This window comes from Mycolicibacterium confluentis (genome assembly GCF_010729895.1).
Lineage (GTDB): Bacteria > Actinomycetota > Actinomycetes > Mycobacteriales > Mycobacteriaceae > Mycobacterium > Mycobacterium confluentis.
This window is the reverse complement of the sequence record NZ_AP022612.1, coordinates 805044-819156: the sequence shown is the minus strand read 5'-3', so window position 1 is coordinate 819156 and position 14113 is coordinate 805044. Positions and strand designations below refer to the sequence as shown.

General features: G+C 67.3%; 14 protein-coding genes. 7 read left to right on the top strand and 7 right to left on the bottom strand.

Annotated elements, in window-relative coordinates; translation table 11 throughout:
- Positions 1-60 precede the first annotated feature (60 nt).
- The 3 genes from G6N34_RS03865 to G6N34_RS03855 are packed head-to-tail and all read left to right on the top strand — an operon-like array spanning position 61 to position 3102.
- Positions 61-1122, top strand: coding sequence for an NAD-dependent epimerase/dehydratase family protein (locus G6N34_RS03865; RefSeq protein ID WP_085153819.1), 1062 nt, complete (start codon positions 61-63; stop codon positions 1120-1122).
- Positions 1119-1886, top strand: a complete 768-nt coding sequence (locus G6N34_RS03860) for an SDR family NAD(P)-dependent oxidoreductase (protein WP_085153817.1) — start codon at positions 1119-1121, stop codon at positions 1884-1886. The genes G6N34_RS03865 and G6N34_RS03860 overlap by 4 nt, the downstream gene beginning before the upstream one ends.
- Before the next feature lie 22 nt (positions 1887-1908).
- Positions 1909-3102 (top strand): AI-2E family transporter, encoded by a 1194-nt coding sequence (locus G6N34_RS03855; RefSeq protein ID WP_085153815.1) that lies wholly within the window; start codon positions 1909-1911, stop codon positions 3100-3102.
- Here G6N34_RS03855 and G6N34_RS03850 read toward each other — a convergent pair.
- On the bottom strand, positions 3077-3889 hold the full coding sequence (locus G6N34_RS03850; protein WP_085153813.1) for a dienelactone hydrolase family protein: 813 nt from the start codon (positions 3887-3889) through the stop codon (positions 3077-3079). The two genes, G6N34_RS03855 and G6N34_RS03850, sit on opposite strands and share 26 nt — an antisense overlap.
- Positions 3890-3906: 17 nt before the next feature.
- Positions 3907-4578, bottom strand: a complete 672-nt coding sequence (locus G6N34_RS03845) for a DUF4245 domain-containing protein (RefSeq protein ID WP_234812994.1) — start codon at positions 4576-4578, stop codon at positions 3907-3909.
- A 54-nt stretch (positions 4579-4632) separates the two neighbouring features.
- Here G6N34_RS03845 and glpX point away from each other — a divergent pair, with 54 nt between their 5' ends.
- The 3 genes from glpX to G6N34_RS03830 all read left to right on the top strand — a co-directional run bounded on the left by glpX (position 4633) and on the right by G6N34_RS03830 (position 8758).
- Positions 4633-5685 carry a class II fructose-bisphosphatase gene (gene glpX, locus G6N34_RS03840; protein WP_085153809.1) on the top strand — a complete coding sequence of 351 codons (1053 nt, stop codon included), beginning with the start codon at positions 4633-4635 and terminating at the stop codon, positions 5683-5685.
- A gap of 34 nt (positions 5686-5719) precedes the next feature.
- Complete coding sequence (locus G6N34_RS03835) at positions 5720-7129, top strand: class II fumarate hydratase (RefSeq protein WP_085153807.1); 1410 nt, start codon at positions 5720-5722, stop codon at positions 7127-7129.
- Between the two features lie 303 nt (positions 7130-7432).
- A complete protein-coding gene (locus tag G6N34_RS03830; RefSeq protein WP_234812993.1) occupies positions 7433-8758 on the top strand; it encodes an MFS transporter in 1326 nt (441 codons plus the stop codon).
- On the opposite strand, the gene G6N34_RS03825 is transcribed toward G6N34_RS03830, so the two are convergent.
- The 3 genes from G6N34_RS03825 to G6N34_RS03815 are packed head-to-tail and all read right to left on the bottom strand — an operon-like array spanning position 8676 to position 11187.
- The gene (locus G6N34_RS03825; protein ID WP_085153803.1) at positions 8676-9029 is read right to left on the bottom strand and encodes a DUF732 domain-containing protein; all 354 of its coding nucleotides are present in this window, start codon (positions 9027-9029) and stop codon (positions 8676-8678) included. The genes G6N34_RS03830 and G6N34_RS03825 overlap by 83 nt on opposite strands.
- Positions 9030-9045: 16 nt before the next feature.
- The gene (locus tag G6N34_RS03820) at positions 9046-10293 is read right to left on the bottom strand and encodes a cation:proton antiporter domain-containing protein (protein ID WP_085153801.1); all 1248 of its coding nucleotides are present in this window, start codon (positions 10291-10293) and stop codon (positions 9046-9048) included.
- A gap of 3 nt (positions 10294-10296) precedes the next feature.
- Positions 10297-11187, bottom strand: coding sequence for a polysaccharide deacetylase family protein (locus G6N34_RS03815; protein ID WP_085153799.1), 891 nt, complete (start codon positions 11185-11187; stop codon positions 10297-10299).
- A gap of 176 nt (positions 11188-11363) precedes the next feature.
- Between G6N34_RS03815 and G6N34_RS03810 the strand changes: the two genes are divergently transcribed.
- Entirely contained in the window at positions 11364-11597 is a 234-nt protein-coding gene (locus G6N34_RS03810; RefSeq protein ID WP_133057796.1) for a hypothetical protein, read from the top strand.
- A gap of 82 nt (positions 11598-11679) precedes the next feature.
- On the opposite strand, the gene G6N34_RS03805 is transcribed toward G6N34_RS03810, so the two are convergent.
- The gene (locus G6N34_RS03805; RefSeq protein ID WP_407663257.1) at positions 11680-13002 is read right to left on the bottom strand and encodes an RNA 5'-3' helicase PhoH2; all 1323 of its coding nucleotides are present in this window, start codon (positions 13000-13002) and stop codon (positions 11680-11682) included.
- A 223-nt stretch (positions 13003-13225) separates the two neighbouring features.
- Positions 13226-14056 carry an acyl-ACP desaturase gene (locus G6N34_RS03800; protein ID WP_085153793.1) on the bottom strand — a complete coding sequence of 277 codons (831 nt, stop codon included), beginning with the start codon at positions 14054-14056 and terminating at the stop codon, positions 13226-13228.
- Positions 14057-14113 lie beyond the last annotated feature (57 nt).

The following is a 14113-nucleotide window of genomic DNA, read 5'->3' as shown; positions in this document are numbered from 1 at the left end:
TGCGCGCCCGGTACGCCAAGATGCCTAGAACACGTTCCACTTCCACCCACAGGGAGACGCATGACGGTATTGGTCACGGGGGCTTTCGGCCTGGTCGGGTCGGCGACGGTGAAACGCCTGGCCGCCGACGGGCGCAGAGTGGTGGCGACCGACCTGGACGTCCCGGCCAATCGCAAGGCCGCGGCAGCACTGCCCGCGGGCGTCGAGGCGCGGTACGCCGACCTGACCGACGCGGCCGCCGTCGCCAACCTCGTCAGCGCGGTCGAACCCGAAGCCATCGTGCACCTGGCGGCCGTCATCCCGCCCTTCATCTACATGAACAAACCGCTGGCCCGCAGAGTCAATGTGGACGGCACGGCCAACCTTCTGCGCGCCGCCGAGAAGCAGGCCACCCCGCCTCGGTTCGTGCTGGCCTCAAGCATCGCGGTGTACGGGTCACGCAATCCCCACACCGTCGAAGGGGTCCTGACCCCGGACACACCGACCAATCCCGCCGACATCTACGGCGCCAACAAGGTCAAGGCCGAGAAGCTGGTCCGAGAAGCCAACCTGGACTGGACCATCCTGCGCCTCGGCGGTGTCCTGACTGTTGATCTCGGCGCCTACACCAAGCTCGACAACGCCTACTTCGAGGGCCTGCTGCCCACCGACGGTCGACTGCAGACCGTCGACGTCCGCGATGTCGCGTGGGCGTTCGGTGCGGCGACGACGGCCCCGGTGATCGGTGAGACCCTGCTGATCGGCGGCGACGACACGCATCGACACGTGCAGGGCGACGTCGCCTCGGCGATGGCCGCTGCGATGGGCCTCGTCGGTGGAGTGCCCGCCGGCTTGAAGGGCGACCCGAAAAGCGACGGCGACTGGTTCAACACCGACTGGATGGATTCCAGCCGTGCCCAGGAAGTCCTTGGCCACCAGCACTATTCGTGGCCCGACATGCTGACCGAGACCGCCGAGAAGATCGGCTGGAAGCGGTACCTGCTGCGGGCCACCGCACCCCTGGCGCATCAACTGCTCAAGCGCCGCGCACCCTACTACGGCACCGGGAAGATCTACGCCGATCCGTGGGGGGCGATCGCCGAGAAGTGGGCAGACCCGCGGCCAGAGGCGGAAGACCTGTGACCCGCCGCGCGGTGGTCATCGGCGCCGCCTCGGGCTTGGGTGCGGCCATCGCGACCACGCTCGCCGAGGACGACTTCGAGGTGGTGCTGGCCGACCGCAATCTCGACGGCGCAGAGGCCAACGCCATAAAGCTGGGCGGCCCGCACACCGCGGCCACGGTCGAAGTGACCGACGAGGATTCGGTGCAGCGGCTTTTCGCCGAAGCCGCGGGCAGCGACGGCCTGGCCGCCGTGGTGAACTGCGCAGGGTTCAGCGGGTACGGCGTGATCGCCGATCTCGCGGTCGCAGATTTCCGCAGTGTCATCGATGTCTGCCTGACCGGCGGTTTCGTCGTCATCAAGCATGCCGCGCCGTATCTGAGCGAGGGCAGCACCCTGGTGTCGCTCGCGTCGCTCAACGCCCGCCAACCCGCGATCGGAATGAGCGCCTACTGCGCGGCCAAGGCCGGCCTCGCGATGCTGACCGAGGTCGCGGCACTGGAATTGGGGCCACGCGGCATCCGGGTCAACGCCGTCTCCCCAGGGTTCGTGCACACGCCGCTGACCGAGGGCGCCGCCCTGGTGCCCGGTGTCATCGAAGAGTACGTCGAGAACACCGCCTTGGGTCGCACGGGAACTCCGCAGGACATCGCCGACGCGGTGTCCTTCCTGTGTTCACCGAAGTCGTCCTGGATGACCGGTGAGGTGCTCGACATCAACGGCGGCGCACATCTCAAGCGCTATCCCGACATCCAGACCCACATCATGAAGCTCGCCGGGACATGACCAACCCCTAGGATTGGCCGCAATGCTCGCAGAATTCTCGCCGACCCAGAAGCGCGCGCTGGCCGTCCTGACGATCATCGCGCTGGCGTTCGGTGCGTATTTTCTGCGCACCTACCTGATCCTGATCGCGGTCGCCGCGGTGCTGGCCTACCTGTTCACCCCGCTGTACAACCGTGTGCACACCAAGTTGAACGTCGGTCTGTCGGCCACCGTGACGCTGCTGGCGGCGATCGCCACCGTCGCAATTCCGTTGTCCGGCGTGGTTTTTCTCGCGGTGCTGCAGATCAGTCAGATGGTCACCGGGATCAGCCACTGGGTGCAGAACACCGACCTGACCGCACTCGGCCATCGCCTGCTGGCGTCGGTCAACGACGTGCTGTCGCGTGTTCCGTTCGTCGACACGACGCTGACGGCGCAGTCGGTGCGCGAGACCATCGCCAGGGTCGGCCAGAATGTCGGCGAGCTCGCGTTGCACGTTGCACGCGACTCAGTCGGCAGCCTCGCGACGATCGTCACCTCGGCCATCATCTTCCTGTACGTGTTCCTGGCACTGATCGTCAACGGCCCCAAGGTCCTGGAACTGTTTCGGGATCTGAATCCGTTGGGGCACGAGGTGTCCGACATCTACCTCGCCAAGGTCGGCGCCATGGTGGGTGCGACGGTGCGCGGTCAGTTCATCATCGCGGTGTGCCAGGGCATGGCCGGAGCGGTCTCGATCTACATCGCCGGCGTCCACGACGCGTTCTTCATGTTCGTCATCTTCCTGACCGCGCTGTCGTTCATCCCACTGGGCAGCGGCATCGTGACGATCCCGCTGGGCATCGGAATGGCGTTGTTCGGCAACGTGATCGGCGGCGTCTTCGTGGTGGTGTTCCACATCGTCGTGGTCACCAGCATCGACAACGTGCTGCGGCCGTTCCTGGTCCCCAAGAGCGCGCACCTGAACCCCGCGCTGATGCTGCTGGCGGTGTTCGCCGGATTGGGCATGTTCGGCTTCTGGGGCATCGTGCTGGGCCCGGTGCTGATGATCATCATCGTGACGACCATCAGCGTCTATCTGGCGGTCTACAAGGACGCCCCACTGGACACTCTGCTCGGACCGGACCCGTCCGACGAGCCCAAGAAACCGAAGTGGCGCTGGCCCTGGCAGCGGGTCAAACAGTCGGCGACCACGCCGACCAGTCCGGACCCTACTGACCAGCCAGCGCAGACCTGAGGAACTCCACGACGCGCTTGCGTGCCTCGTAGGCGGGGTGCCCGTCGACCTCACGCACCTGATCGGTGAGCACCGAATGCGCCATCCGGTTGAAGCCGTCGGTGTTGCCGGACCCAGAGTTGATCTCGATGACCTCGAACGCGTCGCCGAGGCGCTGTTTAAGCGTGGTGAAGCGCGCGCCGGGAGACATCGGGTCCTCGCTGAAGCGCAGACCCAGGGCGCACAGTCCCTCCTCGGCCGCACGCTTCTCCACAATCCGAAGCTCCTCCTCGGAGACCCCGGGATCCCGGCGCTGGGCCGGCGTGAGGGGCAGCGGCAGCGACGGTTGGCTGAGCACCGGCGCGAGCACGGCGTCGTCGACCGCGGCGGCCAGCGCGAACCCGCCGGAGAAGCACTGCCCGATCACTCCCACGCCCTTGCCGGGCGTCTTCTCGTTGAGGTCGCGCGCCAAGGCCCGCAGGAAGTCCGACACCGGGCGCTTCTTATTGGTCGCGAAGGCCGCGAACTCCTTGGCCACACAGCCGCGCGCCAGGGTGACGACGGTGGAAGGACCCACCGGCGCGCCCGGCGTCCCGTACAGCGACGGCGAGACCACCGTGAAGCCGTTGTCGACCAGATGATTGCCGAGCGCCAGGACACCGGGATGGATGCCGGGCATCTCGGGGATCAGTACGACGCCGGGGCCTGGAACCTCGGGGCCTTTCCGGTAGACGTCGTGCGTGTAACCGCCGCCGGTGAACGATTCACGCGTCCACCCGGTCAGGTCCGCCTCCGGGGCTTCGCCCACGACTCCCCCTCGTCAGGTCACGACCGCTTGGCCGGGAGCGGCTCCTGGGTCTGTGTCGATCTGGCCAGCGTACGGAACTCGTCGGTGTTTCCGGCGCCTGTGATGGCCAACTGCGTGTCGCCCAACCGCGTGGTCCAGACCGGTTCGTCGCGCTCGCCACCGCTGTAGACGATCCATCGGACTCCGTCGACGTCCTCGACGCCGGTCGGTGCGACGTCATCGTGGATGGACCGGACGAGCTTGTCCTCGTCGGCGTTGCTCTGAGTCAGGCTCAGATACATCCCGCCGCCGGTGATGTAGCCGACCGTCGAGACCAAGGCACGCGTCGCCTGGCCCGTCGCGGGATCGGTGCGGGCGCCGTCAAGACCGTCGCGGCGGCCGGAGTTGGCCTGCCAGTCGTCGGGGACGGCGGGAAGGCGGATCGGGAAGCCGAGCGTCTCGGCGTCGGAGCCCAGCGCACCGACGACGTCGTAGCTGGGCACCTGCCCGGCCTTGGGTCCGTTGGGCTGGAAGGAGCACATGCCGACCAACCCGGCGAGCACGATGCACGCCGCGATCAGCGGGGCCATGGACCAGACCATGTCCCGGCCGTCCTGCAGCACTCGGGGCTTGGCCGGCTTCGGCGCCGGTCCTTCGCTGGAAGCCGCGACGGGCGGGCGGTCGGACGGCTCCTGCGACTGCGTACTCACCAGACCAGTATCCCAGCTGCCGATGACCGACCCGCTTCTGGGACAATCCTGCACATGAGTGACGGTGTCGCCGACCCTGCCCCCACCAAGCGCCGCGAGGCCCCCGACCGCAACCTGGCTCTCGAACTAGTTCGAGTCACCGAGGCCGGCGCCATGGCCGCCGGCCGCTGGGTCGGTCGCGGAGACAAGGAGGGCGGCGACGGCGCCGCCGTCGACGCCATGCGCGAACTGGTGAACTCCGTGTCCATGCGCGGCGTCGTCGTCATCGGCGAGGGCGAGAAGGACAACGCGCCCATGCTCTACAACGGTGAAGAGGTCGGCAACGGCGACGGACCGGACTGCGACTTCGCCGTCGACCCGGTGGACGGCACCACGCTGATGAGCAAGGGCATGCCGAACGCCATCTCGGTGCTGGCCGTCGCCGAGCGCGGCGCCATGTTCGATCCCTCGGCGGTGTTCTACATGAACAAGATCGCCGGCGGACCCGACGTCGCGGACTTCATCGACATCACCTCGCCGATCGCGGCGAACATCCAGCGCATCGCCAAGGTTCGCAAGGCCTCGGTCTCGGACGTGACGGTCTGCATCCTGGATCGCCCGCGGCACACGAAGCTGATGGAAGAGGTGCGTTCGGCCGGCGCCCGTATCCGGCTGATCTCCGACGGTGACGTCGCGGGCGCCATCTCGGCGTGCCGGCCCGAGTCCGGCACCGACCTGCTGGTCGGCATCGGCGGCACCCCCGAGGGCATCATCGCCGCCGCCGCGATCCGCTGCATGGGCGGAGAGATCCAGGCCACCCTGGCCCCCACCGACGACGACGAACGTCAGCGCGCGATCGACCGCGGCTACGACCTGGACCGCGTGCTCACCACCAAGGATCTGGTCGCAGGTGAGAACGTCTTCTTCTGCGCCACCGGCGTGACCGACGGCGACCTGCTCAAGGGTGTGCGCTACTTCGGCGGCGGGTGCACCACGCAGTCGATCGTGATGCGGTCCAAGTCCGGCACCGTCCGGATGGTCGAGGCCTACCACCGGCTCTCCAAGCTCAACGAGTACTCCGCGGTGGACTTCACGGGCGACAAGACCGCCGCCTATCCCCTGCCCTGACCTGACATTCCCCACCGAGACGAATAGGGAGCAAATGACTGCCGACAATGATGTCGAATACCGCATCGAGCACGACACCATGGGCGAGGTCCGGGTGCCGAAGGACGCGCTGTGGCGGGCACAGACCCAGCGCGCCGTGGAGAACTTCCCGATCTCGGGACGCGGGTTGGAGCGCACCCAGATCCGGGCCCTCGGCCTGCTGAAGGGCGCCTGCGCGCAGGTCAACAAGGACCTCGGCCTGCTGGCCGCGGAGAAGGCCGACGCGATCATCGCCGCGGCCGCCGAGATCGCCGACGGCAAGCACGACGACCAGTTCCCGATCGACGTCTTCCAGACCGGTTCGGGCACCAGCTCGAACATGAACACCAACGAGGTCATCGCATCGATCGCGGCGGCCAACGGTGTGACGGTGCACCCCAACGACGACGTGAACATGTCGCAGTCGTCGAACGACACGTTCCCGACGGCGACTCACATCGCCGCCACCGAAGCCGCGGTGCGGCAGCTGATCCCGGCGCTCGAGGTGCTGCACGAGTCGCTGGCCAGCAAGGCCCGCCAGTGGAAGACCGTGGTCAAGTCGGGCCGCACGCACCTGATGGACGCCGTGCCGGTGACGCTGGGCCAGGAGTTCGGCGGCTATGCCCGTCAGATCGAGGCCGGCATAGAAAGGGTCAAGGCGACCCTGCCCCGGCTGGGTGAGCTCGCGATCGGCGGCACGGCCGTCGGTACGGGCCTCAATGCGCCCGACGGGTTCGGCCCCAAGGTCGTCGAGGTGCTCAAGACGCAGACCGGCGTGGCCGAACTGCGGACCGCCGTCGACTCGTTCGAGGCCCAGGCGGCCCGTGACGGTCTGGTCGAGGCCTCCGGTGCGCTCAAGACCATCGCGGCCTCGCTGACCAAGATCGCCAACGACATCCGCTGGATGGGTTCGGGCCCGCTGACCGGCCTGGGCGAGATCCAGCTGCCCGACCTGCAGCCCGGCAGCTCGATCATGCCCGGCAAGGTCAATCCCGTGATCCCGGAGGCCGTCACGCAGGTCGCCGCACAGGTGATCGGCAACGACGCCGCAGTCACCGTCGGCGGCCTGTCCGGTGCCTTCGAGCTCAACGTGTACATCCCGATGATGGCCCGCAATGTGCTGGAGTCGTTCACCCTGCTGGCCAACGTGTCGAAGCTGTTCGCGGCCAAGTGCATCGACGGCCTGGTGGCCAACGAGGAGCACCTGCGCGAGCTGGCCGAGTCCTCACCTTCGATCGTGACGCCGCTGAACTCGGCGATCGGTTACGAGGAGGCCGCCAAGGTGGCCAAACAGGCGCTGGCCGAGAAGAAGACCATCCGGCAGACGGTCATCGACCGTGGCCTGATCGGCGACAAGCTGTCGGAGGCCGAGTTGGACAAGCGCCTCGACGTGCTCGCGATGGCCAAGGTGCGCGACGGCGAGTGAGCGCTTGCGCGAACGAGTCCGGAGCATAACGGACAGCGCGGCGAGTGAGCGCTTGCGCGAACGAGTCCGGAGCGTAACGGACAGCGCGGCGAGTAGTTCTTGAGATTTCGGCGCGGTTTCCGGCGGCAGACGCCGGGAACCGCGCCGAAGTGGTTCATAAGAGGGACTCCGCGACCTCGGCCCTCCTGTCCTCGGCAGGAGGGCCGCAGTTGTTCGCGAGCAAGCACATTCAGCGGTCCGCGCACCGCTAAGCTCTGCCAGAACGGGTGACCATCTCGTGAGGAGGCAGGCATCGCCACGCATGTGACACCGCGCCGCGCCGCGGTCGCGAGCTTCGTCGGCACGACGGTCGAGTTCTACGACTTCCTCATCTATGGCACCGCCGCGGCACTGGTCTTCCCGAAGCTGTTCTTCCCCGGGACTTCCCCCACCACGGGAATGCTGCTGTCGTTCGCGACCTTCGGCGTCGGCTTCGTCGCCCGCCCCTTGGGCGGGATTGTGTTCGGGCACTTCGGGGACCGCGTCGGCCGCAAGCGCATGTTGGTGTACTCGCTGCTGCTGATGGGTGGCTCCACGGTCGCGATGGGACTGCTGCCCACCTACGCCCAGATCGGCCTCGCGGCACCGCTTCTGCTGACCGGACTGCGCCTCATCCAGGGTTTCGCGGTGGGCGGTGAATGGGGCGGTGCCACCCTGATGGCGGTCGAGCACGCGCCGTCGGATCGCAAAGGGTTCTACGGCGCCTTCCCCCAGATGGGCGCACCCGCCGGAACTGCGCTGGCGACGCTCGCGTTCTACGCGGTGTCCCTGCTCGACGATGCGGCGTTCCTCAGCTGGGGTTGGCGCATCCCGTTCCTGGCCAGCGCCGTGCTCATCGCCATCGGCCTGGTGATTCGGCTCTCCCTGACCGAAAGCCCCGAATTCGCTGCGGTGCAGCAGCATTCGACGGTGGTGCGGGTCCCGTTGACCGAGGCCTTCCGCAGACACTGGCGGCAGATCCTGCTGGTCGCCGGCGCATACCTGTCGCAGGGGGTGTTCGCCTACATCTGCGTGGCCTACCTGGTGTCGTACGCCACCAGCGTCGCCGGGATCGACCGCACCGACGCGTTGTTCGGCGTCTTCGTGGCGGCGGTCGTCGCGGTGCTCACCTACCCGCTGTTCGGGTCACTGGCCGACAGGGTCGGACGCAAACCGGTGTTCCTCATGGGCGTGCTGGCGATGGGGGCGACCGCCCTGCCGACCTTCGCCCTCATCAACACGGGTGACGCCGTCTGGTTCCTGGTGGCCCTGGTCCTGGTGTTCGGGTTGGCCATGGCGCCGGCCGCGGGTGTCACCGGGTCACTGTTCGCGTTGGTGTTCGACACCGATGTCCGCTACACCGCGGTGTCGGTCGGCTACACGCTGTCTCAGGTGCTGGGCTCGGCCTTCGCACCGACGATCGCAGTGGCGCTGTACAACTCAACCAAGACCAGCGACTCGATCGCGGCCTACCTGATCGTCGTGTCGATCATCTCGGCGCTGTCGGTGGCGTTCCTGCCCGGTCCGCTCAGCTGGGGCGGTACCCGTCGCCCACGGACTGCCGAAGCTGCCACGTCTGCGCCGGGCACAGCTCTTGGGCCGATTGGCTGAGCAGATATGACACCTTGTACTCGTCGGGGCCGAAGTCCTGCTTGATCTGCTCGGCCATCGCCGCGTAGCTGTCGCCGTTCTCGATTCGTCCGCACAGCGCGTAGCCGTAGTCGAGGGCGGCCTGGGCGTTCGGGAAGTTGAAGTGCGGGCCCGTCGTCACGTTGATGATGTAGCCCAACTGGTCGGCCTGAGCCGCCGGCGCCAGACCCACCGCCCCGGCCGCCGCCGCAGCCGCGAGCACACCACCGAGAACCGCTTTACGTGATCGCATAACCGGTGAGCATAGATCAGTTCGGCCGAGACGATCGCCCGAATCCCACCTCACTGGAGTACTGGGCGCCGACTCGGTCTCGAGACACCCAGCGGATGCCGAACGGCGCGGCCAGGCTGTGCAGGACCAGGCTCGTGGTCACGGTGACCACGACCACCTGCACGATGACGTCAGCGTGCTCGATCGTCCCCCGCCCCAGCACGATCAGACCGAGCACCAGTGTTCCGATGCCACGCACGCCGAACCCGCCCATGAACAGCCTGCTGCGGGCAGGCACGTCGGTGCGCAGCAGTGCGACGGAGACCGCCACCATCCGCACCGCCACGAGCGCGAGCACCGCGAACACGATCACCCGCCACCCGGCGTCCTGCCATGCCAGCACCACCGCGGACGCACCCAGCAGTGCGAACACCGCCAGTTCCAGCAGTTCCGCGGCGGCGTGGGTGACCTGTGAGGCCATCGCGGTTTGGGTGCGGTGGGCCACCACCGAGAACATGAGTCCGCCGACGAACGCGGCCACGAAACCGCTGGCGTGCACGACCTCGCCGATCTGGAAGCACAGCAGCGCCACCGCGAGCGTCGCCAACTGCGCCCAGGTGTCACTCATCCTTCCGCGCCGCATCGACCACACGATGGCCAGGCAGCCGGCGACGCCCACGACCAGCCCGACCGCGACCGACAACAACTCGGTGCGCACTGCGAACCAGATCCAGTTCACAGCGCGGTCATCGGCGCGCTCCGACGCCACGGCCAGCGCCGCCAGCATGGCCGCCAGCGCGAACCCGTCGTAGAACCCAGACTCAACCGACAACGCGTGCCTGACCCGCTCCGGGATGCGCGCGTCGTCGAGCAGCGCCCCGATCAGGGCGACCTCCGTCGGCGCGACGATTGCGGCCAGGCACACGGCCTCCCACAGCGGCAACACCGGCAGCAGCACCACGGCCGTGACCGTCCCGAGCGCCAGGGTCAGCGGGAAGCCGACGACGAGCAGCCGGAACGACTCGTGCCCTCGGCGCAGCGCGCGGGTGACGTCGAGCTCCGAGGCCTGGTTGAACAGGATCACCGTCAACGCCAACTGCGCCAGGACCGTGAAGGACTCGGTGTCCTCGGTGACGTGCAGGAGCCCAACACCGAAAGGGCCCAGGGCCATTCCCAGGAGGATGAAGATCAGTGCAGGTGCGACGTACCAGCGTTTGACCACACCGGAGACCACGGCATAGCCCAGCACCATCGCCGTGAGCACCAGCGCGGTCGTGGAGTGCATGCGTTAGGCCCCGTTGGTGGGTCCGCCGGAGTTGGCGCCGGGGATGTCGGTGATCGGGAAGTTCGGCATGGGCGTCGGCGACGGTGTGTCGGGCAGCGTCGGGATCTCGCTGGCCGGGATGTCCCGCAGTTCGTTGACCGGCGGGCCGTTCTCACGGCTGCCGTAGGCACTGCCCGGTTCACGCGGTCCGAGCATCTGACTGACCGTCACGAGGTGATAGTCGTTGGCCTTGAGCACCGGGATGAACTGCTGGACCAGATCGACGGTGGACGAATAGGTGTCATGGAACAGCACCACCGAGTTCGGCTTGATCTGAGTCATCAGCATGTAGCGCGTGGCCGCGGTGTCGGAGTCATTGGCCCAGTCGAACGGAATGACATCCCAGTTGATGTCGGCCAGGCCCTGCCTCTTGGCCTCGGCCAACACAGCGTCGTTGATCAGGCCGCCCGCGGTGCGCACCAGCGTGGGACGCCGCCCGGTGGCCTGCTCGATCGCGTCGTTGGCCCGGCTGAACTGCGCCGGAATCTCCTCGACGGGGATCGTGGTCATGTTCGGGTGCTCCCAAGTGTGGCTCCCGACCTCCATGCCGGCCTCGGCGATGCGCTTGGCGCCGTCGGGGTTGGCCGCGACCTTGTTGCCGATCAGGAAGAACGTCGCACCTGCATCGTTGTCCTTGAGGATCTGGAGCAGACGGTCGGTGTAGGGGCTGGGCCCGTCGTCGAACGTCAACGCGACGCACTTGACGACGCTGCAGTCGACGTCGGCCGCGGACTCCGCGGGCGTGTCGATCTTCACGTCCCCCGTACAGGCGCCGACGACCACGACCAGGGCCGCAGCACAGGCGCCGACGACCGTGCGCCAGTAGGACCAGCGGACGGTGTCGGGGTGGCGCATGCCAGGCACGCTGGCAGCCTACCGGCGGCTGTCCCCCATTCGGTGGACAGCCGATTCATCCCTACGTTCCACCGCACGGCCGACAGACATCTCGCTCCTGAGGCCGCATTCTTGAAACACCGGCGAAACAACCCGCCAACAGAATTCAAAACCACTGCAAAACAAAGGAACTCGAAATGAACGCTATGACCCGCCGCATCGCCGCCGCCGCCACCCTGGCCGTCGCTCCCGCCCTGATCGCCCTCGGTGTGGCCAGCTCCGCAAGCGCCCAGGCCCCCGTCACCGGCGGCCCCTCGATCAGCGCCTCCGCCCAGCACTTCGGCCCCATGCCCGAGCGCAGCGCCCACCAGAACATCCACCACCGCGACAACCGGCCGATCCACCAGAACTCGATCAACTCCGCCAAGTGATCCCGGCCCGGCTCACCCGACCCAGGCTGCGGTGACTGCGAAACATTCGCAGTCACCGCAGTCTTGTCGTTTCAGGCGATGGTCAGGGCAGCGCGCCGGGGCTGATCTCCTCGAGCATCTCGGTCACGAGCGCCGCAATCGGCGACCGCTCGCTGCGCAGCAGCGTGATGTGCGCGAACAGCGGATGGCCCTTGAGCTTCTCGATCACTGCCGCGACACCGTCATGCCGGCCGACCCGCAGGTTGTCCCGCTGTGCCACGTCATGGGTCAGCACCACCCGCGATCCCGTGCCCAACCGCGACAGCACCGTGAGCAGGACGTTGCGCTCCAACGACTGGGCCTCGTCGACGATCACGAAGGAGTCGTGCAGCGACCTGCCTCGGATGTGGGTCAGCGGCAGCACCTCGAGCATCCCGCGGGACAACACCTCCTCGAGCACGGCCGGACTGGCCAGCCCCTCCAGGGTGTCGAACACGGCCTGGGCCCACGGCCCCATCTTGTCGCTCTCACTGCCTGGCAGGTAGCCGAGATCCTGGCCGCCGACCGCGTACAGCGGTCGGAAGACCACGACCTTACGCTGCGTGCGCCGTTCCAGCACCGCCTCCAGGCCCGCGCACAGCGCGAGCGCCGACTTGCCGGTGCCGGCCTTTCCGCCCAGCGACACGATGCCGACCGACTCGTCGAGCAGCAGATCCAGTGCGACGCGCTGTTCGGCGGACCTTCCCCGGAGGCCGAACACTTCGCGGTCACCACGGACCAGTTGCACGCGCTTCTCGGCGTTCACCCGGCCAAGCGCATGCGAGCTGCCGCCCAGCAGCCGAACACCGGTGTGGCAGGGCAGGTCTCGCGCCGCTTGCAGGTCGATTTCACCCTCGTTGAAGAGCATGTCGACGTCATCGGCGGCCACGTCGAGTTCGGTCATACCGGTCCAACCCGATGTCACGACATCCTGGGCGCGGTACTCGTCGGCGGGCAGGCCGACCGCACCCGCCTTCACGCGCAGCGGAATGTCCTTGCTCACCAACGTGACTCGCTTGCCCTCGGCCGCGAGATTGGCGGCACAGGTCAGGATCCGAGCATCGTTGGTCTCGGTGCGGAACCCGGCGGGCAGCACCGACGGATCGCTGTGGTTGAGCTCGACCTGCAGCGTACCGCCTTCTGTCCCAACGGGAATGGGTTGATCGAGGCGCCCGTGCTCCAGTCGGAGGTCATCGAACATGCGCAACGCCTGCCGCGCGAACCAGCCGAGTTCATGGTGGTGGCGTTTGGCCTCCAACTCGCTGATCACCACAAGCGGGACGACGACCTCGTGTTCGGCGAACCTGGTGCATGCCCACGGATCGGACAGCAGAACCGATGTGTCCAGCACATATGTCCGCTTTCCGGTCTCGACTTGGCCCGGCACCTGGTTTGAGAAAGCCGATGGCGAATCGTTCACGTGGCGCTCCTCGACCCCGCGCGGCCCCGCGGAGGAATGTCAGCGGGCGCAGCGGCATCAGGACCGGGCCCGGTCCTGCCGTAGTCGCTACGGGAGATACCGCCCGGACAGCAGAGCATGTCGCTAGCCATCGAGTGTGACGCTACTCCCGCAACATCATTCGTGCTGCGCAGGCGCGCCGCGGCGCGAGTTACGCGGAGATGAACTCGCGCAACTCTGGCCGCTCGGCCAGACCGAACGCGGCGATCTCCTCTGAGATCACGGCCTTCAGCTGCTCGGGCCCGAAGATGCCCGACTCGGCGACGTTGGCCACCTTCTGCGGATAGGCGTCGATGTCGGCGCCGGGAACCTGCAGTCCAGCGGCGCGCCGCGCGACGGCGACGACGGTCTCGGCCTCGTCGTAATCGACGCACCAGCGGACCAGGTTGCGGAAGAACAGCTCGTGGCGCTCCTCGTCGAGCGCGATGCGCTCGATCAGCGAGCGCAGCACCGGCTCCTCGATCTGCTCGGCGAGGCGGCGGCAGAACACCGCGAAGCTCTTCTCGAAGAACGACATGAACACCAGTGTCTCGATCTGGGTGAAGTCCCTGGCCAGGTAGCCCTTGTTCATGACGTGGTCGACGCGGACGTCCTCGTTGGCCGTCGGGTCGAAGTTGCGGGTGACCACGAGGTAGTTGCGCAGCACGATCGCGTGCAGGTGCTCCTCAGCGGTCCAGCGGCCGATGAAGCGGCCCCATTTCCAGTCCAGGATGAAGTGCTCGACGATCTCGCGGTGGTAGCCGGCGAGGTTGTCCTTGGTGATCTGCAGGATCTCCAGGGCGTCGACCACGGGCTGCGGCAGGGTCTGCTGCGACGGATCCCAGTCCCGCCCACCGAGGAAGGCGAAGTTCTCACCCTGCTCGAACGGCACGTAGTCGTGCGCGAACCACTCTTCGGCAGTGTCAAGGTGACGCTGCAGGTTCTCGGCGACCACCGGCTCGAGTTCCAGCGTCAGCGCGTTGGCAATGGGAAATTCAGCCATGAAACTAACTGTAACCCGGGTTCACATGTTCCTTGAAATCGGGGCAGGGGGTGTCGC